Source organism: Streptomyces sp. NPDC028635, from assembly GCF_040637635.1.
Lineage (GTDB): Bacteria > Actinomycetota > Actinomycetes > Streptomycetales > Streptomycetaceae > Streptomyces.
Map to the genome: position 1 here is coordinate 174,262 of NZ_JBEZWX010000009.1, position 22,762 is coordinate 197,023.

20 protein-coding genes and 1 riboswitch are annotated in these 22,762 nt (G+C 72.7%); of the genes, 15 read left to right on the forward strand and 5 right to left on the reverse strand.

Annotation, left to right across the window (positions count from 1 at the left end; all coding sequences use genetic code 11):
- The first annotated feature begins 254 nt into the window (after positions 1 to 254).
- A complete protein-coding gene (gene mfd / locus AB0E88_RS12925) occupies positions 255 to 3,788 on the forward strand; it encodes a transcription-repair coupling factor (RefSeq protein ID WP_361628480.1) in 3,534 nt (1,177 codons plus the stop codon).
- A 10-nt stretch (positions 3,789 to 3,798) separates the two neighbouring features.
- On the opposite strand, the gene AB0E88_RS12930 is transcribed toward mfd, so the two are convergent.
- The 3 genes from AB0E88_RS12930 to AB0E88_RS12940 all read right to left on the reverse strand — a co-directional run bounded on the left by AB0E88_RS12930 (position 3,799) and on the right by AB0E88_RS12940 (position 5,325).
- Complete coding sequence (locus AB0E88_RS12930) at positions 3,799 to 4,170, reverse strand: MerR family transcriptional regulator (RefSeq protein ID WP_361628667.1); 372 nt, start codon at positions 4,168 to 4,170, stop codon at positions 3,799 to 3,801.
- Between the two features lie 23 nt (positions 4,171 to 4,193).
- Positions 4,194 to 5,000: an SDR family oxidoreductase gene (locus tag AB0E88_RS12935; RefSeq protein ID WP_361628483.1), complete on the reverse strand. Its 807-nt coding sequence runs from the start codon at positions 4,998 to 5,000 to the stop codon at positions 4,194 to 4,196.
- A gap of 139 nt (positions 5,001 to 5,139) precedes the next feature.
- Positions 5,140 to 5,325 (reverse strand): antitoxin, encoded by a 186-nt coding sequence (locus AB0E88_RS12940; protein WP_361628486.1) that lies wholly within the window; start codon positions 5,323 to 5,325, stop codon positions 5,140 to 5,142.
- Positions 5,326 to 5,547: 222 nt separating this feature from the next.
- Here AB0E88_RS12940 and AB0E88_RS12945 point away from each other — a divergent pair, with 222 nt between their 5' ends.
- Positions 5,548 to 6,249, forward strand: a complete 702-nt coding sequence (locus AB0E88_RS12945) for an HNH endonuclease family protein (protein ID WP_361628670.1) — start codon at positions 5,548 to 5,550, stop codon at positions 6,247 to 6,249.
- Between the two features lie 45 nt (positions 6,250 to 6,294).
- Here the strand turns inward: AB0E88_RS12945 and AB0E88_RS12950 are convergent, their stop codons facing one another.
- A complete protein-coding gene (locus AB0E88_RS12950; protein ID WP_361628489.1) occupies positions 6,295 to 7,029 on the reverse strand; it encodes a hypothetical protein in 735 nt (244 codons plus the stop codon).
- 144 nt (positions 7,030 to 7,173) lie between these two features.
- Positions 7,174 to 7,869: a hypothetical protein gene (locus AB0E88_RS12955; RefSeq protein ID WP_361628491.1), complete on the reverse strand. Its 696-nt coding sequence runs from the start codon at positions 7,867 to 7,869 to the stop codon at positions 7,174 to 7,176.
- A gap of 432 nt (positions 7,870 to 8,301) precedes the next feature.
- Here AB0E88_RS12955 and AB0E88_RS12960 point away from each other — a divergent pair, with 432 nt between their 5' ends.
- From AB0E88_RS12960 to AB0E88_RS13020, 13 genes are all read left to right on the forward strand, one after another.
- A complete protein-coding gene (locus AB0E88_RS12960; RefSeq protein ID WP_361628673.1) occupies positions 8,302 to 10,317 on the forward strand; it encodes an N-6 DNA methylase in 2,016 nt (671 codons plus the stop codon).
- A gap of 105 nt (positions 10,318 to 10,422) precedes the next feature.
- Entirely contained in the window at positions 10,423 to 10,995 is a 573-nt protein-coding gene (locus AB0E88_RS12965; RefSeq protein ID WP_361628494.1) for a hypothetical protein, read from the forward strand.
- A 17-nt stretch (positions 10,996 to 11,012) separates the two neighbouring features.
- Complete coding sequence (locus tag AB0E88_RS12970) at positions 11,013 to 12,524, forward strand: serine/threonine-protein kinase (RefSeq protein WP_361628676.1); 1,512 nt, start codon at positions 11,013 to 11,015, stop codon at positions 12,522 to 12,524.
- Positions 12,525 to 12,606: 82 nt separating this feature from the next.
- Positions 12,607 to 13,437 carry a glycoside hydrolase domain-containing protein gene (locus AB0E88_RS12975; RefSeq protein WP_361628497.1) on the forward strand — a complete coding sequence of 277 codons (831 nt, stop codon included), beginning with the start codon at positions 12,607 to 12,609 and terminating at the stop codon, positions 13,435 to 13,437.
- Between the two features lie 146 nt (positions 13,438 to 13,583).
- A complete protein-coding gene (locus AB0E88_RS12980; protein WP_361628500.1) occupies positions 13,584 to 14,222 on the forward strand; it encodes a SurA N-terminal domain-containing protein in 639 nt (212 codons plus the stop codon).
- A 90-nt stretch (positions 14,223 to 14,312) separates the two neighbouring features.
- Positions 14,313 to 15,368 carry a nucleoside triphosphate pyrophosphohydrolase gene (locus AB0E88_RS12985; RefSeq protein ID WP_361628503.1) on the forward strand — a complete coding sequence of 352 codons (1,056 nt, stop codon included), beginning with the start codon at positions 14,313 to 14,315 and terminating at the stop codon, positions 15,366 to 15,368.
- Positions 15,365 to 16,666: a cytochrome P450 gene (locus AB0E88_RS12990; RefSeq protein WP_361628506.1), complete on the forward strand. Its 1,302-nt coding sequence runs from the start codon at positions 15,365 to 15,367 to the stop codon at positions 16,664 to 16,666. The genes AB0E88_RS12985 and AB0E88_RS12990 overlap by 4 nt, the downstream gene beginning before the upstream one ends.
- Before the next feature lie 193 nt (positions 16,667 to 16,859).
- Positions 16,860 to 17,876: a transglycosylase family protein gene (locus AB0E88_RS12995; protein ID WP_361628509.1), complete on the forward strand. Its 1,017-nt coding sequence runs from the start codon at positions 16,860 to 16,862 to the stop codon at positions 17,874 to 17,876.
- A gap of 182 nt (positions 17,877 to 18,058) precedes the next feature.
- A riboswitch (cyclic di-AMP (ydaO/yuaA leader) is annotated at positions 18,059 to 18,227 on the forward strand.
- A gap of 3 nt (positions 18,228 to 18,230) precedes the next feature.
- On the forward strand, positions 18,231 to 18,950 hold the full coding sequence (locus AB0E88_RS13000) for a transglycosylase family protein (protein ID WP_361628512.1): 720 nt from the start codon (positions 18,231 to 18,233) through the stop codon (positions 18,948 to 18,950).
- A gap of 279 nt (positions 18,951 to 19,229) precedes the next feature.
- Positions 19,230 to 20,525, forward strand: a complete 1,296-nt coding sequence (gene eno, locus AB0E88_RS13005) for a phosphopyruvate hydratase (protein WP_361628515.1) — start codon at positions 19,230 to 19,232, stop codon at positions 20,523 to 20,525.
- A 136-nt stretch (positions 20,526 to 20,661) separates the two neighbouring features.
- Positions 20,662 to 21,138, forward strand: coding sequence for a septum formation initiator family protein (locus tag AB0E88_RS13010; protein WP_361628518.1), 477 nt, complete (start codon positions 20,662 to 20,664; stop codon positions 21,136 to 21,138).
- 22 nt (positions 21,139 to 21,160) lie between these two features.
- Complete coding sequence (locus AB0E88_RS13015; protein ID WP_361628521.1) at positions 21,161 to 21,709, forward strand: DUF501 domain-containing protein; 549 nt, start codon at positions 21,161 to 21,163, stop codon at positions 21,707 to 21,709.
- Complete coding sequence (locus AB0E88_RS13020; RefSeq protein ID WP_361628524.1) at positions 21,706 to 22,647, forward strand: Ppx/GppA phosphatase family protein; 942 nt, start codon at positions 21,706 to 21,708, stop codon at positions 22,645 to 22,647. The genes AB0E88_RS13015 and AB0E88_RS13020 overlap by 4 nt, the downstream gene beginning before the upstream one ends.
- The last annotated feature ends 115 nt before the right edge of the window (positions 22,648 to 22,762 follow it).

The following is a 22,762-nucleotide window of genomic DNA, read 5'->3' on the forward strand; positions in this document are numbered from 1 at the left end:
CAGGGGTGTCCTCCGGCACCGGTTGCGCGTCCCGGTGTCGCCTCACCCGGCCTCCCGGTGTCGCCTCACCGGCCTCCCGGTGTCGCCTCACCGGGCCCCCGGCGCCGCCTCACCGGCCCCCGGAGTCGTCCACAGCCCCCCGCGTCGTCCACAGCCCCCGGCGTTCGGTGCGGGCAAGTCGTACGCTGGACACCCCCGGCCGCTCACCGCGCCGGGCTGCTTGCGTTGCCCACCCCAGGACGGAAAGCCCCTCCATGAGCCTGCACGGTCTGCTCGACGCCGTCGTCAAGGACCCCGCCCTCGCGGAAGCGATCTCGGCGGCCACCGACGGCAACCGCATGCACGTCGACCTGGTGGGCCCCCCGGCGGCCCGCCCCTTCACGATCGCCGCGCTCGCCCGCGAGGCCGCCCGCCCGGTCCTCGCGGTGACCGCGACCGGACGTGAGGCGGAGGACCTGGCGGCCGCGCTGCGCTCCCTGCTGCCGTCCGAGGGCGTCGTGGAGTACCCCTCCTGGGAGACCCTGCCGCACGAGCGGCTCAGCCCGCGCAGCGACACCGTCGGCCGCCGCCTCGCCGTCCTGCGCCGCCTCGCCCACCCCCGCCCCGACGACCCCGAGACCGGCCCGGTCTCCGTCGTCGTCGCCCCCGTGCGCTCGGTGCTGCAACCGCAGGTCAAGGGCCTCGGCGACCTCGAACCGGTGGCCCTTCGAACCGGGCAGAGCGCCGACCTCAACACCGTCGTCGAGGCGCTCGCGGCGGCGGCGTACACCCGCGTGGAGCTGGTGGAGAAGCGTGGCGAGTTCGCCGTGCGCGGCGGCATCCTCGACGTCTTCCCGCCCACCGAGGAACACCCGCTGCGGGTGGAGTTCTGGGGCGACGACATCGAGGAGATCCGCTACTTCAAGGTCGCCGACCAGCGCTCCCTGGAGGTCGCCGAGCACGGACTGTGGGCGCCGCCCTGCCGTGAGCTGCTGCTCACCGAGGACGTCCGGGCCCGCGCGCGTGCCCTCGCCGAGGAGCACCCGGAACTCGGCGAACTGCTGAACAAGATCGCCGAGGGGATCGCGGTCGAGGGCATGGAGTCCCTCGCCCCGGTCCTCGTCGACGACATGGAACTGCTGCTCGACGTGCTGCCCAAGGGCGCGATGGCCGTCGTCTGCGACCCCGAGCGGGTGCGCTCCCGCGCCGCGGACCTGGTGGCGACCAGCCAGGAGTTCCTCCAGGCGTCCTGGGCGGCCACGGCCGGCGGCGGTGAGGCGCCCATCGACGTCGGCGCGGCCTCTCTGTGGTCCATCGCGGACGTGCGCGACCGGGCCCGCGAGCTGGACATGATGTGGTGGTCGGTGTCGCCGTTCGCCGCCGACGCCGAGCTGGACGCGGACACCCTCAAGCTCGGCATGCACGCCCCCGAGGCCTACCGCGGCGACACCGCGCGGGCGCTCGCCGACACCAAGGGCTGGCTCGCCGACGGCTGGCGCACGGTGTACGTCACCGAGGGCCACGGTCCGGCCGCGCGCACGGTCGAGGTGCTCGGCGGGGAGGGCATCGCCGCCCGCCTCGACGCCGACCTCGGCGAGGTGTCCCCGTCCCTGGTGCACGTGGCGTGCGGCTGCATCGACAACGGTTTCGTCGACGCGGGCCTGAAGCTGGCCGTGCTCACCGAGACCGACCTGACCGGGCAGAAGGCGGCTGGCAAGGACGGCGCCCGCATGCCCGCGCGGCGCCGCAAGACCATCGACCCGCTCACCCTGGAGGCGGGCGACTACATCGTCCACGAGCAGCACGGCGTGGGCCGCTACATCGAGATGGTGCAGCGCACGGTGCAGGGCGCCACGCGCGAGTACCTGGTCGTCGAGTACGCGCCCGCCAAGCGGGGCCAGCCCGGCGACCGGCTGTACATCCCCACCGACCAGCTGGAGCAGATCACCAAGTACGTCGGCGGCGAGGCACCCACGCTGCACCGCCTGGGCGGCGCCGACTGGACGAAGACGAAGGCGCGCGCGAAGAAGGCCGTCAAGGAGATCGCCGCCGACCTGATCAAGCTGTACAGCGCCCGCATGGCCGCCCCGGGGCACGCTTTCGGCTCCGACACGCCCTGGCAGCGCGAGCTGGAGGACGCCTTCCCCTACGCCGAGACCCCGGACCAGCTCACCACCATCGCCGAGGTCAAGGAGGACATGGAGAAGACGGTCCCGATGGACCGCCTGATCTGCGGCGACGTCGGCTACGGCAAGACCGAGATCGCGGTGCGGGCCGCGTTCAAGGCCGTCCAGGACGGCAAGCAGGTCGCCGTCCTCGTCCCGACGACACTGCTGGTGCAGCAGCACTTCGGCACGTTCTCCGAGCGGTACGCGCAGTTCCCGGTGAACGTGCGTGCGCTCTCCCGCTTCCAGACCGACACCGAGGCGAAGGCGACCCTGGAGGGCCTGCGCGACGGCTCGGTGGACATCGTCATCGGCACCCACCGGCTGTTCTCCTCAGAGACCAAGTTCAAGGACCTCGGCCTGGTCATCGTCGACGAGGAGCAGCGCTTCGGCGTCGAGCACAAGGAACAGCTGAAGAAGCTGCGCGCGAACGTCGACGTGCTGACGATGTCCGCGACCCCGATCCCGCGCACCCTGGAGATGGCGGTCACCGGCATCCGCGAGATGTCGACGATCACCACCCCGCCGGAGGAGCGGCACCCGGTGCTCACCTTCGTCGGGCCGTACGAGGAGAAGCAGATCGGCGCGGCGATCCGGCGTGAACTGCTGCGCGAGGGCCAGGTCTTCTACATCCACAACCGGGTGGAGTCCATCGACCGGGCCGCGGCCCGCCTGCGTGAGATCGTGCCCGAGGCACGGATCGCGACCGCGCACGGGCAGATGTCGGAGGCGGCGCTGGAACAGGTCGTCGTCGACTTCTGGGAGAAGAAGTTCGACGTGCTGGTCTCCACGACGATCGTCGAGTCCGGCATCGACATCGCCAACGCCAACACGCTCATCGTGGAGCGCGGCGACACCTTCGGCCTGTCGCAGCTGCACCAGCTGCGCGGCCGCGTCGGACGTGGCCGGGAGCGCGGCTACGCGTACTTCCTGTACCCGCCGGAGAAGCCGCTGACGGAGACCGCGCACGAGCGGCTCGCGACCATCGCGCAGCACACCGAGATGGGCGCGGGCATGTACGTGGCGATGAAGGACCTGGAGATCCGCGGCGCGGGCAACCTGCTCGGCGGCGAGCAGTCCGGGCACATCGCGGGCGTCGGCTTCGACCTGTACGTGCGCATGGTCGGCGAGGCGGTCGCCGACTACCGCAGGCAGCTGGAGACGGGCGAGATCGAGGAAGAGGCGCCGCTGGAGGTCAAGATCGAGCTGCCGGTCGACGCGCACGTCCCGCACGACTACGCACCCGGTGAGCGGCTGCGCCTGCAGGCCTACCGGGCCATCGCCTCCGCCAACAGCGAGGAGGACGTCCGGCACGTCCGCGAGGAGCTCACCGACCGCTACGGCAAGCTGCCCGAGCCGGTGGAGAACCTGCTGCTGGTCGCCGGTCTGCGGATGCTCGCGCGGGCCTGCGGGGTCGGCGAGGTCGTGCTCCAGGGCACGAACATCCGGTTCGCGCCAGTGGAGTTGCGCGAGTCGCAGGAGCTGCGCCTGAAGCGGCTCTACCCGGGCAGCGTCATCAAGCCGGCCACGCACCAGGTGCTGGTCCCGCGCCCGAAGACGGCCAAGGTCGGCGGCAAGCCGCTCGTCGGACGCGAACTGCTGGCGTGGGTGGGCGAGTTCCTGACGTCGGTGCTGGACTCCTGACCGGGACGGCTCAGGCCACCGGCCGGACGCGTCCGCCGGTGGCCCGGTCCAGCGCGCCCGCGAGCCGGTCGCGCACCGCGATCTGCGCCGCGATCCGCTCGTCCATCGCGCGCAGCCGCCGGAGCGCCACCTCCAGCGTGCGCCCGGTCGGCGCGGACGCCGTCACGTCCGCGTCCAGGCACGGCAGGAACACGCGTACGTCGTCCAGGGTCAGCCCGGCGTCCACCAGGTGCCGGATGTTGCGGACCCGGACGACGGCGCCCGGGTCGTACAGCCGGTAGCCGTTGGCGGCGCGCTCCGACGTCAGCAGGCCCGCCTGCTCGTAGTGGCGCAGGGCGCGCGGCGACGCTCCGGTGGCGGCGGCGAGTTCGCCGATACGCAAGGGACGCTGCATGCGCGCCAGTCTCATGCGACGACCGCGCCGCCGTCCACCGGCAGCACCACGCCCGTCACGAACGCGGCCTCCGCAGAGGCCAGTTGCCGGATCGCCCAGGCGACCTCCGCGGCGCGGCCCACGCGCCCCAGCGGAGTGTGCGCCAGTTGCCAGGCGCGGATCGCGACGCGCTGCTCGGGGGTGTAGCCGGAGTGGTCGGCGATGGGGGTGTCGATCGCGCCGGGCGCCACGGCCGCGACCCGGATGCCGAGCGGCGCGAGTTCTACGGCCCAGCTGCGGGTGAGGACCTCCAGGGCCGCCTTCCCGGCGGCGTACAGGGAGTTGCCGGGCCAGCCGCGCTGTCCGACGGACGTCGACACGTTCACGATCACGCCCCGGCTCTCCTCCAGGGCGGGCAGTGCGGCCTGCGCGAGCAGGACGGGGGCGAGCAGGTTCGTGGTCAGCTGGGCCTGCATGGCGGGCCGGGTGTAGGTGCGCAGCGACGACGGGTCCACGACGGCCGCGTTGTTGACGAGGACGTCGAGGCGGCCGTGGCGTTCGAGGGCGGCGTCGACCGCGGTGCGCGGGCCGTCCTCGTCGGTGATGTCGCAGGCCAGGGGCGTGATGCGGTCCGGTGCGTGGGCGGCGGTCTCGGCGAGTGGCGCGGGGCGGCGGCCGACGGCGACGACGTGTGCGCCCTCGTCGGCGAACGCGTGCGCGGTGGCGCGTCCGATGCCGGTTCCGGCACCGGTGACGAGGACGGTGCGAGGAGAGCGGGCAGGGGTGCGGGCAGGGGCAGGGGCAGGGGTGCGGGCAGGGGTGTGGGCGGTGCTGGTCATGCCGGGATCGTCGAACCCTGACGCCGGTGTCAAGGTCAAGCCCGCCGCCGGTGTCCACGTGGAGCCCGCCGGGCGGGAACGGGCGAAGCCGCCCGGCGGAGAGGGGTTCCGTGGGCGGCTTCGGCCTCGGGTCGGGGGCCTACTGCTGGTCGGGGCGGTCGCGGTTCATGCCGAGGCGCTGCTCGGCCTGGCGCTGCGCGGCGTCGACCTGGTCCTCGTACTTGCCGCCAGTCTTGTCGTTGGCCATTTTTTCGCCGGCGTCGGACATCTGCCCGGCCTTGTCCTGTGCCTGCTTGTTCTGGCGGAACCTGTCCAAGAGGCCCATGCGGAAGCTCCTTCCGGTGAGAACTCCCTTCCGACGATACGCCCGCGATGCCTGGAATGCCCAAAAGAGAGGCGATATGGTCTGAACCTCTGTGCGGTTACGGTGTGTACACAGGGACCGTGCGGGAAGACTCGCGGGTGCGGGGCGGAACCGGTCGAACAAGGGGAGGGGCGCACCGTGAGGTGTGTGAGGGGCGGGGCGGCGGTCGCCGCCGTGCTGGCGCTGGGCATCACCGGCTGCACGCAGCAGACGCCGGGGTCGCCGGGACCGGAGCGGTCCGCCGGTGACGGGCACGCGGTCAGTCCGCTGGCCAATCCCGACGGCACGAAACCGGGGCTGGCGCCCGTCACCGACGCGGCCGGCCGCGCCGACGCCCGGGCGCTCATCCAGAAGGTGGCGACCAAGGGACGCGGCCCGAAGACCGGGTACGAGCGGGACAAGTTCGGCTACGCCTGGATGGACGCGGTGCCCGGTGACGTGCCCTACGCCCACAACGGCTGCGACACCCGCAACGACCTGCTCAAGCGCGACGGTCAGGACGTCCGCTTCCGCAAGGGCTCGAACTGCGTGGTCGTCTCCATGACGCTGCACGACCCCTATACCGGCAAGACCATCGCGTGGACCAAGTCCCGTGCCACCACGGTGCAGATCGACCACGTCATGCCGCTGTCGTACGACTGGCAGATGGGTGCCTCGCGCTGGGCCAAGGACAAGCGGGAGGCCATCGCCAACGACCCGCTCAACCTCGTTCCGGTGGACGGGCCCACCAACGGCGCCAAGAGCGACTCCGGCCCGGCGACCTGGCTGCCGCCGGACAAGGCGATCCGGTGCGCCTACGTGGTGCGCTTCGCGCAGGTGTCGCTGAAGTACGCCCTGCCCGTCACCGTCGCCGACAAGCAGATGATGCTGCGTCAGTGCGCCTGAGGGGCGCAGGTGACACCTGCGCCCCCCACCCCCTTCGGCCGCCGGTCAGGACGTCCGGCCGGCCTTGCGCACCGACTCCACCAGGTGCTTCGCCAGCTTCTCGGCCGAGGCCGCGCCGTTGTGGGAGCCGGCGGTGGACATGACGGTGATGACCGAGCTGCCGACCCGGGCGGCGACCAGCGTGGTGCCGGTCTCCCAGGTGGGGCTGGTGAGGGTGAGCGTGTAGCCCTCGTCACCGAGCCCGTCGGCGGACTTGGCCCTGACCCGCACCTTGACGTGCTGGGTGCTGTCGGTGAACGTGGCGCACTCGGCCGCCACGCCGCGGATCCGCTCCATCACGGCCTGCGCGGTCGTGCCCTGGAAGGCGTCGACCTCCTGCGTCATCTCCTCGCTGCGGTCCTGGTTGGCGTAGTCGTCCTGCGCGAACGACACGCCGCCCTTGTATCCGGTGACGTCGAGCCAGGTCGTGTTCTCCAGCTTGGTGCAGTCCGTCCTGGCCGTGCTGCGGCTGCTCGGCGCGAGGAAGTCCTTGCCGCTGTCCGCCGCCCCGTCGGCGACCGGGGCCAGCCCGGCCGGGAAGACCGACGCCGGGGCCAGGGCCTGCTTGAGCCGGGCGCCCGTGAGCAGCCCGGCGTTCGGGTCCTGGGCCTTCGCCGGTGCGCCGGAGGCGGCGGCCGGCTTGCCGTCGGCCGAGTCCTGGCCGGACTGGCAGCCGGTCAGGACCGCGGCGGTCGCGGTGACCAGGCAGAGGGCGGTGGCGGCGAGAGCGGTGCGACGCATGGGGGTTCCTCGGTGGGGTGGTGTGGGGTGGGTGGGGTGGGGTGGAGTGGAGTGGGGCTGTGGGTGGGGTGCCCGCCGGACGCGGGTGGTCCGGGGCTCCGGCCCTGACGGCCTCAGGGCCGGAGGGGGTGCGGCCGGGGACGGTCAGCCGGACTTCTTCCAGTCCTTGCAGCCGGCGGTCTTGAAGTAGGCGTCCGAGGCGCTGATGGTCACCACGGCCGAGCCGCTCACGTTGTTGTTCGCGATGATCGACTCGATGGAGTGGCCGGCGTCCTTGGTGCGCTCCCAGTAGCAGGAGTCGTCGGTGTTGCCGGTGGACCGGTAGGTGCCGGGGGCGATGTCGGTGCCGACCTTGAACATGCCGCCGTCGCCCTTCATCGCGGTGGCGGGCGTGCCCTTGGCCCTCGCGTCGACGGCCTCCCAGTCGTGGCAGCCGGTGGACTTGAACAGCTTGTCGCCGGGCTTGACCGTCACATAGCTGGTGCCGGTCACGTTGTCGTTGGCGAGGATCGCGTCGGTCTCGCCGGAGGCGTCCTTGGCCCGCTCCCAGTAGCAGGTGCCGTCGCTGTTGCCGCTGGTGCGGTAGGTGCCGGGCTTGATGTCCGAGCCGACGCGGAACTCGCCGTCCCCGTCGAACGCGGTCTTCTTCTCCCCGGCCGCCTCGGCCCCGGCCTTCTGCCCGCCGGAGCCCTTGCCCCCCGCGCTCGGACCGGCGGAGGCCGACGACCCCTTGTCCTTGCTGCCGGAGTCGCCGCCGTCGCTGCCGGCGTTCGCCGACACGGCTCCGATGACGACGATCCCCACGACGGCGCCCAGCGCGACCTTGGCCTTCGTGCCCATGACTGTGTCCCCCTCGGACGGTGTGACCGCCCCTCGTGAGGCGGCCGTTCGTTCGCTGGGTCAATAAGAGCATGCGCTGTGAACCGAGTCAACACGATTCACAGGGAGGGGCGAGTACACGCCTGTGAAGCGTCGGATCCGGCATTCGTCGGTATCCTCGGCGTCACAGGCGCAGCCGTACGGGGCGGTCGCGCAGCGCGGACGAGGGGAGCCCGGCCGGTGCGGGACAGGGCGGCAGACCAGGCGGCGACGAACGGGGCGGACCCGCGCTCGGCGGCAGAAGCGGCAGGCGCGGGCACCGGTGACGCCTCCACCGGCGCCCGCACCGGACCGCGCGACGCCTCCACCGGCGCCCGCACCGGACCGCGCGACGCCTCCACCGGCGCCCGCACCGGCGCGGGAAGCGCACCCGCCGCCGACAGCACCACCGAGGTGACCGCCGCCGGCATCGCGCGCCTCGCCGGCGTCGGCCGCGCCGCCGTCAGCAACTGGCGCCGCCGGCACGCCGACTTCCCCAAGCCCGTCGGCGGCACCGAGACCAGCCCGTCGTTCGCGCTCGCCGAGGTCGAGGGCTGGCTGCGCCGTCAGGGCAAGCTCGCCGAGGTCCCGCTGCGCGAACGCGTCTGGCAGCAGCTCGCCGGCCACCCCGAGGGCCCCGTCACCGCCCTCACCCACGCCGGCTGCGCCCTGCTCCTCCTCCACGACCGCCCCACCGTCTGGCTGGACATCAGCGCCGGCTCCGACGAACGCCTGGCCGCGATGCTGCCGCCGGCCCTGGAGCAGGTCCTCACCCCGCGCCTCACCGGCCCGCGGAGCCCCGCGCCCGCGGTACGCACCCCCACCGGCCCCCGACTGCTGCCGTCCGCACCCCTGTTGCGGGGAGCCGCGGAACTCGCCGCCGAACTCGGCGCCCGGCAGACCTTCGAGTTCCTGCTCGGCCGGCACCTGGACGCCAACCCGCGCCAGTACACGCTCACCCCCGCCGAACTGGCCTCGCTCATGGCCGACCTGGCAGGGACCGCCCGTACCGTGCTCGACCCGGCCTGCGGCACCGGCGCCCTGCTGCGCGCCGTCGCCCCGCGCCCCGGGCAGGAGCTGTACGCCCAGGACAGCGCGCCCGAACTGGCCGCGCTCACCGCGCTGCGGCTCGCCCTGCACTCCCCGGCCGCGGTGAACGCCGCCGTGGGCGACACCCTGCGCGCCGACGCCCATCCCGCGGTGCGCGCCGACGCGGTGCTCTGCCATCCGCCGTTCAACGAACGCAACTGGGGCCACGACGAACTCGCCTACGACCCGCGCTGGGAGTACGGCTTCCCGGCCCGCGCCGAGTCCGAGCTGGCCTGGGTGCAGCACGCGCTGTCCCGCCTGCGCGACGGCGGCACCGCGGTGCTGCTGATGCCGCCCGCCGCCGCCTCCCGCCGCTCCGGGCGCCGCATCCGCGCCGACCTGCTGCGGCGCGGCGCGCTGCGGGCCGTGATCGCCCTGCCGGTGGGCGCGGCACCGCCGTACAACATCCCGCTGCATCTGTGGCTGCTGCGCCGGCCCGCCGCCGTGACCGCGCAGCCCGAGGTGCTGCTCGCCGACGCCGGGCAGTTCGCGGGGGAGGGGCGCGGCGGCCCCGACTGGCAGGCCGTGCGCGAGGCGGTGCTGGACGCCTGGGCCGCCTTCGACCGCGCGGGCGGCCTCGAGGAGCGGCCCGGTCTGGCCCGCTCCCTGCCCGTGATCGACCTCCTCGACGACGACGTGGACCTGGCGCCCGCCCGCCATCTGCCGCCCGCGACGCCGGCCGACGACGCGGGGACGCTCGCGGCGGTCGGGGAACGCCTCGGCGAGACGCTGCGCCTGGCCGGGGACCTCACGCCCGCGCCGGTCGACGCGCCCCGGCGCGCCCGCTGGCCGCTCACCACCGTCGGGGAGCTGGCCCGCGGCGGCGCCCTGGAGATGCGGACCGGCGGCAGCGGCGGCCCCACGCGCGTGCGGGTGCTCACCGACCACGACGTGCTCGCCGGCACGGCACCGTCGGGCTCCCTGCCGGAGAGCGACGAGGAGGCGGTGCTGACGGAGCCGGGTGACGTGGTGGTGCCGGTGGTCGGCGGCGGCGCGGTGGCGCGCGTCATCGACGACGAGACCCGGGGCGCGGCCCTCGGCCGCAACCTGGTCCTGCTGCGCCCGGACCGGCAGTCGCTCGACCCGTGGTTCCTCGCCGGGTTCCTGCGCGGCACCGCCAACAACCGCCAGGCGAGCAGCTACGCCTCCACCGCCACCCGGCTCGACGTGCGCCGCCTGCAACTGCCCCGGCTGCCGCTGGAGGAACAGCGGCGCTACGGCGAGCGGTTCCGCGCCCTCGAGGAGTTCGAGCGGGCGCTCAGGCACGCGAGCCGGCTCGGCGAACAGCTCGTGCGCGGCATGTACGACGGGCTGACGGACGGCACGGTCGCGCCGGAGTGATCAGTGTGACAACGGTTCGGTACAACCCGTGCCGTGTCGTCCGTGTCGGCCTATACGCTCGTACGCGGTATCAGTTTCCGTCCCATCAGGCCTTCAGGAGCAGCCATGCAGGGCCACGGCTACGTCCCGCCCCCGCCCCGTCGCCCGTCGACCGGGGTGCTGGTCCTGCTGCGCGTGATCTTCGTTGCGGTGGCGGTCCTCAGCATCGGATTCCTCGCGTGGGTGGCGACGCTGCGGGCGGCGATCGTGACCCGAAAGCGGGGCGACTGGTGGATCTTCGCGGGCTCGGTGGCCGTTCTCGTCGTCTGCTTCAGCCTGTTCGCCACCGACCACACGGATGACTTCAGCACGCCCAAGGGCACCATGGGCATGATCCTCATGCTGCTCAACATGGTGGCCTGCGTCGGCTACTACCTGTACGCCGACATACGTCACCACCGCCCCGGCGGCCTTCCCGGGCCGCCGGCGCTGAACTACGGCTACCCGCAGCCCCCGTCGCCGTACGCGGCCACGCTCCCGCAGACGCCCGCGGTGCCGCTCGTCACCCCCGCCGTTCCCCCCGCCCCGCCGCCCCCGCAGCGCCCCGCGCCCGCCCGGATCGACCAGGTGCGCGCCGAACTCGACGAGCTCAGCGACTACCTGCGGCGCGGTGACGGCCACGGCGAGGGCGGAAGGTGACCGTGACGACGGGGCGGATGATCGCCGGCCGTTACGAACTGGCCGCCCTCCTGGGCCAGGGCGGCATGGGCCAGGTGTGGACCGCCTACGACCGCAGGCTCGACCGGCGCGTCGCGGTGAAGCTGCTGCGCCCCGACAAGGTGGCCGGTCAGGAGGCCGACGAGCTGCGCCGCCGGTTCCTGCGCGAGTGCCGGGTGACCGCGCAGGTCGACCACCCGGGCCTGGTGACCGTGCACGACGCGGGCAGCGAGGGCGAGGAGCTGTTCCTCGTCATGCAGTACGTCGACGGCGCCGACCTCTCCGACCACCTCGCCGAGCACGACCCGTACCCGTGGCCGTGGGCGGTCGCCGTGGCCGCGCAGCTGTGCGCCGTGCTGAGCGCCGTGCACGCCGTGCCGATCGTCCACCGCGACCTCAAGCCGCGCAACGTGATGGTCAAGCAGGACGGCACGGTCACCGTGCTCGACCTGGGCGTGGCCTCCGTGATGGACAGCGACACCACGCGCCTGACGCACACCGGCTCCCCCATCGGCTCGCCCGCCTACATGGCCCCCGAGCAGGCGATGGGCGGCGCGGTCGGCCCGTACACCGATCTGTACGCGCTCGGTGTGCTGCTGCACGAACTGCTCAGCGGCAACGTCCCGTTCGCCGGTTCCACCGCGCTCGGCGTGCTGCACCGGCAACTGTACGAGCCGCCGGTGCCGGTGCGCCGCTTCCGCCCCGAGGTCCCCGAGGCGCTGGAGACCCTGGTGCTGCGGCTGCTCGCCAAGGACCCGCTGCACCGGCCCGCGTCCGCGCAGGAGGTGTACGAGCAGCTGGTGCCGCTGCTGCCCGGGCGCGGCGTCCCGAGCGGAGCGCCGCTGGACCCCACGCGCCCCTTCCTGCGTCCGCACGCCCCCTGGCCGGACCGGGCGCGCACGCCCGCACCGCGACCCGCGCCCGCCACCGATCCCCCCGCCGCCGGGAAGCCCGATGTGGCCGCCGCCGTCGACGAGGTCAAGCGGCTGCTCGGCCAGGGCCGCATCACGCAGGCCGTCGACATCCTCGGCGCGATCCTGCCCGTCGCGGCCGGGGAACACGGCGAGCACTCCCCGGTCGTTCGGACCCTGCGCAAGCAGTACGCCGCCACGCTCATGGACGACGGCCAGTACCGGCGCGCCCTGCCCGAACTGCGTCGCCTCGCCGACGAACGCGCCGCCGAGGCCGGAGCGTCCGACCCGCAGTCCCTGCGCTTCCGCTACGACGCCGCCCAGTGCCTGGAACAGCTCGGCGAACCGGGGGCCGCGCTCGCCGAGTACCGGGCGCTGCTGCCGTACTACGAGAACCAGTACGTCTCCGGGGATCCCGCGCTCGCCCACGAGCTGCGCCGCCGCATCGGCCATCTGCTGCTCGCCCTCGGCGACCGGCCCGCCGCGCACGACACGCTGATGCGCCTGCTGCACGACGTGGAGCGGCTGCACGGCCCCGGGCATCCGCTGGCCGCGGACGTGCGCCGCACCCTGCAATGGCTGGGGCAGGTGCGGGGCTAGGCGCGGCAGGGGCTAACGTACGAGCCGCTCGTGGGTGTCGCGGACACCGAGCGGTCACGTACATCGAAGGGGTGGGTCGAGCATGTCCAGCCATCGTCAGTCCAAGAAGCGCAGATACGTCACCTGGGCGGTCGCCGGTGCCGCCGTCGTCGCCGGGGGCGGCATAGCGGCCCAGCAGTCCATGGCGGCCACCGCCTGGCCCGCGCAGAAGACGTACACCGGCCGCGCCTTCGACACCTGCACCGCGCCCTCGCTCAGCGCGATGAAGGCCTGGCGCGCCGACGGCTACTACGGCGGCGCCGCCGTCTACATCGGCGGCAAGAACCGCGGCTGCAACCAGCCCAACCTCACCGCGTCCTGGGTGAAGTCGGTGAACTCCCAGGGCTGGAAGCTCATCCCGCTCTACGTCGGCGCCCAGCCGCCCTGCCAGACCAGCCGCAACCCCGAGAAGCTGACGGCCGCCACGGCCGCCTCCCTCGGCGCGGCCGACGCCAAGGACGCCGTGGCCAAGGCCGCCGCGCTCGGCATGAAGGCCGGCAGCGCGATCTACCTCGACATGGAGCCGTACGACATCACGAACAAGTCGTGCAACGACGCCGTGCTGACGTACGTGCGTGCCTTCACGAAGGGGCTGCGGGCCAAGACCTACCGGGCCGGTTTCTACGGCTTCACCAGCTCCAGCGCCAAGGCGATCGCCACCGCCGCGAACAAGACGGACCTGCCGGGCAACCTCTGGTACGCGCTGTGGGACAAGAAGGAGACGACCACCGCGGACTGGCCGTGGGGCGCCTCGCAGTACACCGACCACAGCCGCGGCCACCAGTACCTGGTGAACAGCAAGGAGACCCGGCGCGGCTACACGATCACCGTGGACCGCGACGCGTGGGACGCGCCGGTCGCCATCGTCGGCTGACACTCCTTCCCCCGGGGGTGCGCGCGGCGGTGCCGGAAGTGGCGGTGAATCGTTGGTCGAATGGGTTGGCCTCAGCAGCCCCACTGCCTACCATCGATCACCGCAAGACTTTGTGCACCGTCGCACAATCTCCTCGGGAGGTTCCCTTGCACCGCCGCCGCACCGCGCTCCTGCTGTCCGCCGCGATCGCCGCGGCCCCTCTGCTCACCGCCTGCGGAAGCGACTCGCATCCCGGTGCGGCGGCCGTCGTCGGCGGCCGGAAGATCACGGTGTCGCAGCTCGAGGACCGGGTGAACGAGGTCCGCGCGGCGCAGCGCGCGGCGGCGGGCGACCAGGCGAACTACGCGCGCGTGGTGTCCGGCTCCGGCAACCTCACCCGGCAGACCCTGCACAGCATGGTTCTGGACCAGGTGCTGCACCGTGCCGCGCAGGACGCGGGCGTCGCCGTCACGCGCCACGACGTGCAGCAGTTGCGCACGGGCGCGGAGCAGCAGCTCGGCGGGGCCAAGGCGCTGGAGGCGACCTGGCTGCGCGAGTACGGCATCCCGCCGCAGCGCGTCGACGACAACCTGCGCCTGCAGGTCGAGGCCCAGAAGCTCGCCGCGAAGCTGGGCACCGACACCAACCAGCCGGCGTTCTGGAAGGCCCTGTCCACGGCGTCACGGGAACTGGGTGTGGACCTCAACCCGCGCTACGGCACCTGGGACGCCCAGAAGGTCGGCCGCGTCGACACGAAGACCCCGTGGGTCCGCGAGGTCACGGCGGCGGGGCAGCAGCCGACGTAACGGCCCTTCGGGCGGGCAGATCATCACACCGCGCCCCCACCCTGTGGACAACGGGCGGAGCCATCTCCCGGCGCGCGGTACGTTCGAAGCGTGAACGCACCGCGCCTCGAAGACTCCGCCGGCCCCGGCCGTATCGTCCTGCTCACCACCAGCCACCGCGTGGCGCCCGGTCTGCTGTCCTGGCCCGCCTGGCAGGCGCTGCGGGAGGCCGACCGGGTGCTGTGCGCGGACGGCCATCACCCCCAGCTGCCCTATCTGCGCGAGGCGGGCGTCGTCGTCGAGGAGGCCGCCCCGAGCGCCGACGAGCTCCTCGAGGCCTGCGTCGGCGGCCGCGCGGTCGTGGTGCTGGCGGCCGGCGAGGGCGAGCCCGCGCTGACCGACGGCCTCGCCCGGCTCGCCGGCTCCGGCCGCGTCACGATGCCGGAGCTGGAACTGCTGCCCGCCTCCTACGACCTGCCCGGCGCCCGCCTCCTCGACCTCGTGCAGGTCATGGACCGTATCCGCGTCGCCTGCCCGTGGTCGTCCCGGCAGACCCACGAGGGCCTGGCGAAGTACGCCATGGAGGAGGCGTACGAGCTGGTCGAGGCCATCGAGGACGGCGACCGCGACGAACTGCGCGAGGAGCTGGGCGACGTCCTGCTCCAGGTGGTCTTCCACGCCCGGATCGCCGAGGAGGACCCCGAGGCCCCCTTCTCCGTCGACGACGTGGCCGGCGGCATCGTCGCCAAGCTCATCCACCGCCACCCGCACGTCTTCGGGGACGCCACCGCCACCACGCCCGAGGAGGTCAAGGCGCACTGGCTGCGCACCAAGGCGCAGGAGAAGCGGCGCGCCTCCGTCACCGAGGGCATCCCGCTGCACCAGCCCGCCCTCTCCCTCGCCGCCAAGCTCGCCGCCCGCACCCGCACGGCCGGCCTGGACGTCGAGCTGCCCCAGGGTGACGGCATCGGCTACCAGCTGCTGGCGCTCGCCGCGCGCGCCGAGGCGGAGGGCGTCGACCCGGAGACGTCGCTGCGCGCCGCGGCCCGCGCCTACCGCGACGCGATCCGCGAGGCGGAGGGCGTCGCCCCCGAAGCGCCGTCCGCCGTGCCCGCCGCCCACCGTGACGCGGAGGCCCACCCGGAGACGGATACGGTCGAGGAGTGACCGAGCAGCTCCGCCCCGACGGCCCCGCCCCCGAACTCTTCACCTGGGAGTTCGCCGCCGACCCCTACCCCGCGTACGCCTGGCTGCGCGAGCACGCGCCCGTGCACCGCACCCGGCTGCCCAGCGGGGTGGAGGCCTGGCTGGTCACCCGGTACGCCGACGCCCGGCAGGCCCTCGCCGACCAGCGCCTGAGCAAGAACCCGGCGCACCACGACGAGCCGGCGCACGCCAAGGGCAAGACCGGCATCCCCGGGGAGCGCAAGGCGGAGCTGATGACGCACCTGCTGAACATCGACCCGCCGGACCACACCCGGCTGCGCCGGCTGGTCAGCAAGGCGTTCACGCCCCGCCGGGTCGCCGAGTTCGCGCCGCGTGTGCAGGAGCTGACCGACCACCTCATCGACGGGTTCGCCGAGCGGGGCTTTGCCGACCTCATCCACGAGTTCGCCTTCCCGCTGCCCATCTACGCCATCTGCGACCTGCTCGGCGTTCCCCGTGAGGACCAGGACGACTTCCGGGACTGGGCCGGGATGATGATCCGGCACGGCGGAGGGCCCAGGGGCGGGGTCGCCCGGTCGGTGAAGAAGATGCGCGGGTACCTCGCCGAGCTGATCCACCGCAAGCGGCAGGCCCTGCCCGCCGAGCCCGCACCGGGCGAGGACCTCATCTCCGGCCTGATCCGCGCCTCCGACCACGGCGAGCATCTCACCGAGAACGAGGCGGCGGCGATGGCGTTCATCCTGCTGTTCGCCGGGTTCGAGACCACCGTCAACCTCATAGGCAACGGCACCTACGCCCTGCTGACCCACCCCGGGCAGCGGCACCGGCTGCAGGACTCCCTCGCCCGGGGCGAGCGCGCGCTGCTGGAGACGGGCGTGGAGGAACTGCTGCGCTACGACGGCCCCGTGGAGCTGGCCACCTGGCGGTTCGCCACCGAGCCGCTGACCGTCGGCGGGCAGGACATCGCGCCCGGCGATCCCGTCCTCGTCGTCCTGGCCGCCGCCGACCGCGATCCGGAGCGTTTCCCCGAGCCGGACCTGCTCGACCTCGCCCGCCGTGACAACCAGCACCTCGGCTACGGCCACGGCATCCACTACTGCCTGGGCGCCCCGCTGGCCCGTCTGGAGGGCCAGACCGCCCTCGCCACCCTGCTCACCCGGCTGCCCGACCTGCAACTGGGTGCCGAACCGGCCGACTTGCGCTGGCGCGGGGGGCTCATCATGCGGGGTCTGCGGCAGTTGCCCGTGACGTTCACGCCCGCACCCGCACAGAAAACTGACGCATCTTCAACTATGTGATCTTCACGTGATCTGCGCGGCATGAACTTGTGACTGGCGATCGTCTGCCGATACGTTCACTCGTCAGCGCGACGCCGGTGCCTCAAGGCGCCGCGCCGGTCAGTGCTGTCTCGCGAAAGGTCACCGCATGCTCTCCGGGAACGGTCGACACCGTCGCCCCCGTCAGGCTCCGGCCCTCCTCGTCACGGCCGGAGTGACCGGCTCCGCCATCGCCATCCCGCTGCTCGGCGCGGCGAGCGCCCACGCGGCCGACGGCGCGACGTGGGACAAGGTGGCCGAGTGCGAGAGCCAGGGCCGCTGGAGCGACAACCCCGGGATCGGGCTCTACGGCGGCCTGCACCTGTCGCAGGAGGACTGGGAGGGGCACGGTGGCCTGGAGTACGCGGCCCGGCCCGACCTCGCGAGCCGTTCGCAGCAGATAGCCGTGGCCGAGAAGGTCCTCGCCGACCAGGGCGTCGGCCACTGGACGCTGTGCGGGCTGACCTCGGGCCTGTCCGGCGACACCTCCGCGCCGGACGTCGACACGGGTGTCGCCGGCGACACCCCGGGCAGCGGCTCGGCGGCCGGCGGCTCCACCACCGGCGCGGACTCCTCCGGCCAGGCCGGGGCCGGCGCCCCGTCCGACTCCTCCGCTTCGGCCGGTACCTCCGGATCCACCGGTACCTCCGGAACATCCGGAACCTCCGGTTCGGTGGACTCGCCCGGCTTGCCCGACTCCTCCGGTACACCGTCCGGCACGCCCTCCACGGGCACCCCCGCGCGGCCCTCTGACGGGCCGTCGTCCACCACCCCGTCCGCGGGGGGCGCTGCCGAGACCGGCGCGCCCGCGACGTCCGGACCCGGCACCTCGCAGCCGTCCGGCAGCACGTCCACGGGTGACGCAAACAGCGACGATCCGGACAACCTGCGCCAGATCGTCGGTGATTCGGGGCTCGTCGACACCGGCGCGGTCGACGGCGGCGGCCGCCACCGCGGCGCCGGCGCCGAGGAGGACACCGCCGAAGCGGGCGCGGCGCCGGCCTCGGGCCGGCACGCCTCGCGCTACACGGTGCGCGACGGGGACAGCCTGACGTCCATCGCCGACTCCCTTGGCGTCGAGGGCGGATGGCGCGCGCTGTACGCCGAGAACCGTGAGGCGATCGGGGCCGACCCGAGCCGCATCGTGCCCGGTCAGACCCTGCTTGTCGGTGGCGAAACGGGCCAAAAGTAGCGGGAGTTGACGCCCTGTTTTGGGACTGATGTCCGCTTTGGTGAAAGTGTGGGATGAGTCTCAGAAGCCGTGATCGTCTTTGAAATTCGGCCGAGCGCCTGTCTACGGTCATGACCGCTCGCCATCGCGAGCCCCGGCGGCCGCAACGCCGAATCCTGCCAGCGGCCGTACGGGAACAGTCGTCGCATCACGCGCCGCAGGCAGGAGCGGGGGACCCAAGGTAAGTGCCGTGCCCGGCGGTTGAGCCGGAGCGGCTAGGGGTGAAGCCACGCCTCCCAGGGGAGGGGTGGCCGGGCAACTCAACCGGCCCGAACCCGACAGCTCACCTCGCAGGCGTCGGTGAGGGGATCCACCATGCTGTTTTCCGGCAAGGGCAAGCACCGTCGTCCGTCCAAGACCACCCGTGTCATCGCGCTCGCCGGTGTCACCGGTGCCGCCGTCGCCGCCCCGCTGATGGCGGCCGGCAACGCCTCCGCCGCCACCACCTCCGAGTGGGACGCGGTCGCCCAGTGCGAGTCCGGTGGCAACTGGTCCATCAACACCGGCAACGGTTACTACGGCGGCCTGCAGTTCTCCGCCTCCACCTGGGCCGCGTACGGCGGCACCGCCTACGCCCCGCAGGCCAACCAGGCCAGCAAGTCCCAGCAGATCGCCGTGGCCGAGAAGGTCCTCGCCTCCCAGGGCAAGGGTGCCTGGCCGGTCTGCGGCACGGGCCTGTCGAACACCCCGAACAACGGCGGCGGCTCTTCGAGCTCCTCCAGCTCCTCGAGCTCCTCCAGCTCCTCCCAGGGCACCACCACGACGCGCTCCACCGAGCAGCAGAGCGCCTCCCGCTCCAGCGAGCGCCCGGCGCAGACGCCGAAGAAGCAGAGCACCAAGACCGTCACCACCCCGACCGGCAAGAAGGTCAAGAAGGGCGACGGCGAGTACAAGGTCGTCACCGGTGACACCCTCAGCTCCATCGCCGAGAAGCACCACGTCGTCGGCGGCTGGAAGAAGCTGTTCGACCTGAACAAGGACATCGTCGAGGACGCCGACCTCATCTACCCGGGCCAGCAGCTGCACCTGAAGTAAGCGGCAGCGGGCCGGCCGAGGGCCGCTCCCCGTCCCCACGGGCTCCCGTCCCGGTGCGTCTTCCCCCGTACGCACCGGGACGGGGTTTTTTCTGCCGTCCGTTCCCCGGATGTTCAGCCGGAACGTCACCCCCCTTTGTTCCGACGGTGAACAATGGGTACGGTCTGTCTGTCCACGGGCCGGGCGGTCGGCTGGCCGATGGCCCCGGGGCGGTTAGGCTCTAGTCGCAAGGCTCACCAGCCCCGCACTTTCAGCGTCACATCCACGAAGGAGATGCTCGTGCCGTCCATCGACGTCGTCGTAGCCCGGGAAATCCTGGACTCCCGAGGCAACCCCACGGTCGAGGTCGAGGTCGGCCTCGACGACGGCAGCACCGGGCGTGCCGCCGTTCCGTCCGGCGCCTCGACGGGCGCCTTCGAGGCCATCGAGCTCCGCGACGGCGACGCCAGCCGTTACCAGGGCAAGGGCGTCGAGAAGGCCGTGCTGGCCGTCATCGAGCAGATCGGCCCGGAGCTGGTCGGCTACGACGCCACCGAGCAGCGCCTGATCGACCAGGCCATGTTCGACCTGGACGCCACCGACAACAAGGGCTCCCTCGGCGCCAACGCCATCCTCGGCGTCTCGCTCGCCGTCGCCCACGCCGCCTCCGAGGCCAGCGACCTGCCGCTGTTCCGCTACCTGGGCGGCCCGAACGCGCACCTGCTGCCGGTGCCGATGATGAACATCCTGAACGGCGGCTCGCACGCCGACTCCAACGTGGACATCCAGGAGTTCATGATCGCCCCGATCGGCGCGGAGTCCTTCTCCGAGGCGCTGCGCTGGGGCACCGAGGTCTATCACACCCTGAAGAAGGTGCTGAAGGGCCGCGGCCTGTCCACCGGCCTCGGCGACGAGGGCGGCTTCGCCCCGAACCTCGGCTCCAACCGCGAGGCCCTCGACCTCATCCTCGAGGCGATCAAGGAGGCCGGCTACGAGCCCGGCGAGCAGATCGCCCTCGCCCTCGACGTCGCCGCGTCCGAGTTCTACAAGGACGGCTCCTACCTCTTCGAGGGCAAGAACCGCTCGGCCGCCGAGATGACCGAGTACTACGCCGAGCTGGTCGAGGCCTACCCGCTGGTCTCCATCGAGGACCCGCTGTTCGAGGACGACTGGGCCGGCTGGAAGACCATCACCGCCCAGCTCGGTGACAAGGTCCAGCTCGTCGGCGACGACCTGTTCGTCACCAACCCCGAGCGCCTGCAGCGCGGCATCGACGAGGGCGCCGCCAACGCGCTCCTGGTCAAGGTCAACCAGATCGGCTCGCTCACCGAGACCCTGGACGCCGTCGAGCTGGCCCAGCGCAGCGGCTACAAGTGCATGATGTCCCACCGCTCCGGCGAGACCGAGGACGTCACCATCGCCGACCTCGCCGTCGCCACCAACTGCGGCCAGATCAAGACCGGCGCCCCGGCCCGCTCCGAGCGCGTCGCCAAGTACAACCAGCTGCTGCGCATCGAGGAGATCCTCGACGACGCCGCGGTGTACGCCGGCCGCAGCGCGTTCCCGCGCTTCCGTGGCACCGTCTCCAAGGGCTGAGCAGGCGGCTGAGCCCGAGGCCGGCCTTCGAGCCTGGGCCAACCTGGCGTAAGGCTCAGCCAGTCGTACGTACGTCCCCGTACTCGGTCCCGTACCGTGTCCGGGGACGTACGCGCGTGTGAACGGGAGGCTGGCCATGGCGGTGAAGGACCGGGACCGTTTCTCCACCGCGACCAGGATCCGGCTGCTCGGCGAGCAGACCGCGGCCCGCGTCTACCGTTCCCAGACCAAACGGCAGGCCCGCCGCTCCCGGCTCACCGGCCGCGCGGCGCTGCTCGCGCTGGTGGTGTGCACGCTGATCGTGGCGCTCGCCTACCCCATGCGCCAGTACGTCTCGCAGCGCGCCGAGATCGCCGACCTGCAGCGCCAGAAGCAGCAGGCCGCGCAGCGCGTGGAGCAGCTGCGCGACCTCAAGGCGCGCTGGCAGGACGACTCCTTCGCCGAGCAGCAGATCCGCAAGCGGCTGCACTATGTGCTGCCGGGGGAGACCGGTTACGTCGTGGTCGACCCGGACGCGGCCACCCAGGCCCACACCGACGCCGGCTCGGCGGACCGCCCCTGGTACTCCAACGTCTGGGACGGGGTCGACAAGGCCGACGCCGCCGACCAGTAATTCGACAAGAGAGAACTTCGTAGTGGAAACGCCCCCGCCGTCCACCCCGCGCACCGAGCCCACCGACGCGGACGTCGAGGCCTTCAGGCAGCAGCTCGGCCGGCCGCCGCGCGGGCTGCGCGCGATCGCCCACCGGTGCCCCTGCGGGCAGCCCGACGTCGTGGAGACCGCCCCGCGCCTGCCGGACGGCACGCCCTTCCCGACGCTGTACTACCTGACGTGCCCCCGGGCCGCCTCCGCGATCGGCACGCTGGAGGCCGAGGGCGTGATGAAGGAGATGACCGAGCGGCTGCAGAGCGACCCGGAGCTGGCCGCCGCCTACCGCGCCGCGCACGAGGACTACATCCGGCGCCGGGACGAGATCGAGGAGCTGACCGGCTTCCCGAGCGCCGGCGGCATGCCGGACCGGGTGAAGTGCCTGCACGTGCTCGTCGCCCACTCCCTGGCCGCCGGACCGGGTGTGAACCCGCTGGGCGACGAGGCCATCGCGATGCTGCCCGAGTGGTGGCGCAAGGGCCCGTGCGTGACGCCGGCACAGGACGGCACGGAGACCGAGGAGGACGCCAAGTGACCCGCGTCGCCGCCATCGACTGCGGTACGAACTCCATCCGCCTGCTGGTCGCCGACTGTGACCCGAACAGCGGCGAACTGGTCGACCTGGACCGCCGTATGACGATCGTGCGGCTCGGACAGGGGGTCGACCGCACCGGCCGGCTCGCCCCGGAGGCGCTGGAGCGGACCTTCGCCGCGTGCCGGGAGTACGCGCAGGTCATCAAGGAGTACGGCGCCGAGCGGCTGCGCTTCGTGGCCACCTCCGCCTCCCGTGACGCGGAGAACCGCGACGAGTTCGTGCGCGGGGTGATGGACATCCTCGGCGTGGAGCCGGAGGTCATCACCGGTGACCAGGAGGCGGAGTTCTCCTTCACCGGCGCGACCAGGGAGCTGGCCGAGCACGAGCACCTGGACCGCCCCTTCCTGGTGGTGGACATCGGCGGCGGCTCCACGGAGTTCGTCGTCGGCGAGGAGCACGTGCGCGCGGCCCGCTCGGTGGACGTCGGCTGTGTGCGGATGACGGAACGGCACCTGGTGGACGGCGGGACGGTCACGGACCCGCCCACCGAGGACCGGATCGCGGCCATGCGGGCCGACATCGAGGCCGCCCTCGACCTCGCCGAGGCGAGCGTGCCGCTGCGCGAGGCGCGGACGCTGGTCGGGCTCGCCGGGTCGGTGACGACCGTGTCGGCGATCGCCCAGGAGCTGCCCGAGTACGACTCGGCGCGCATCCACCACTCCCGGATCTCCCGCGACAAGGTCCGCGAGATCACCGAGTGGCTGCTGCACTCCACGCACGCCGAGCGCGCGGCCGTGCCGTCCATGCACCCCGGGCGGGTGGACGTGATCGCGGCGGGCTCCCTGGTGCTGCTGTCGATCATGGACCGGATCGGCGCCGAGGAGGTCGTGGTGAGCGAGCACGACATCCTGGACGGCATCGCCTGGTCGGTGGCGTGACGTCGGAGCACTGATGTGCACAGAGGGCACTTACGAAAAGTATGTGCCCTCTGTTGCCATTGTTCCGTTTCGCCCTATATGTCTGGTGAACCCGCGCAGGGAGTCGCTCCGCGAG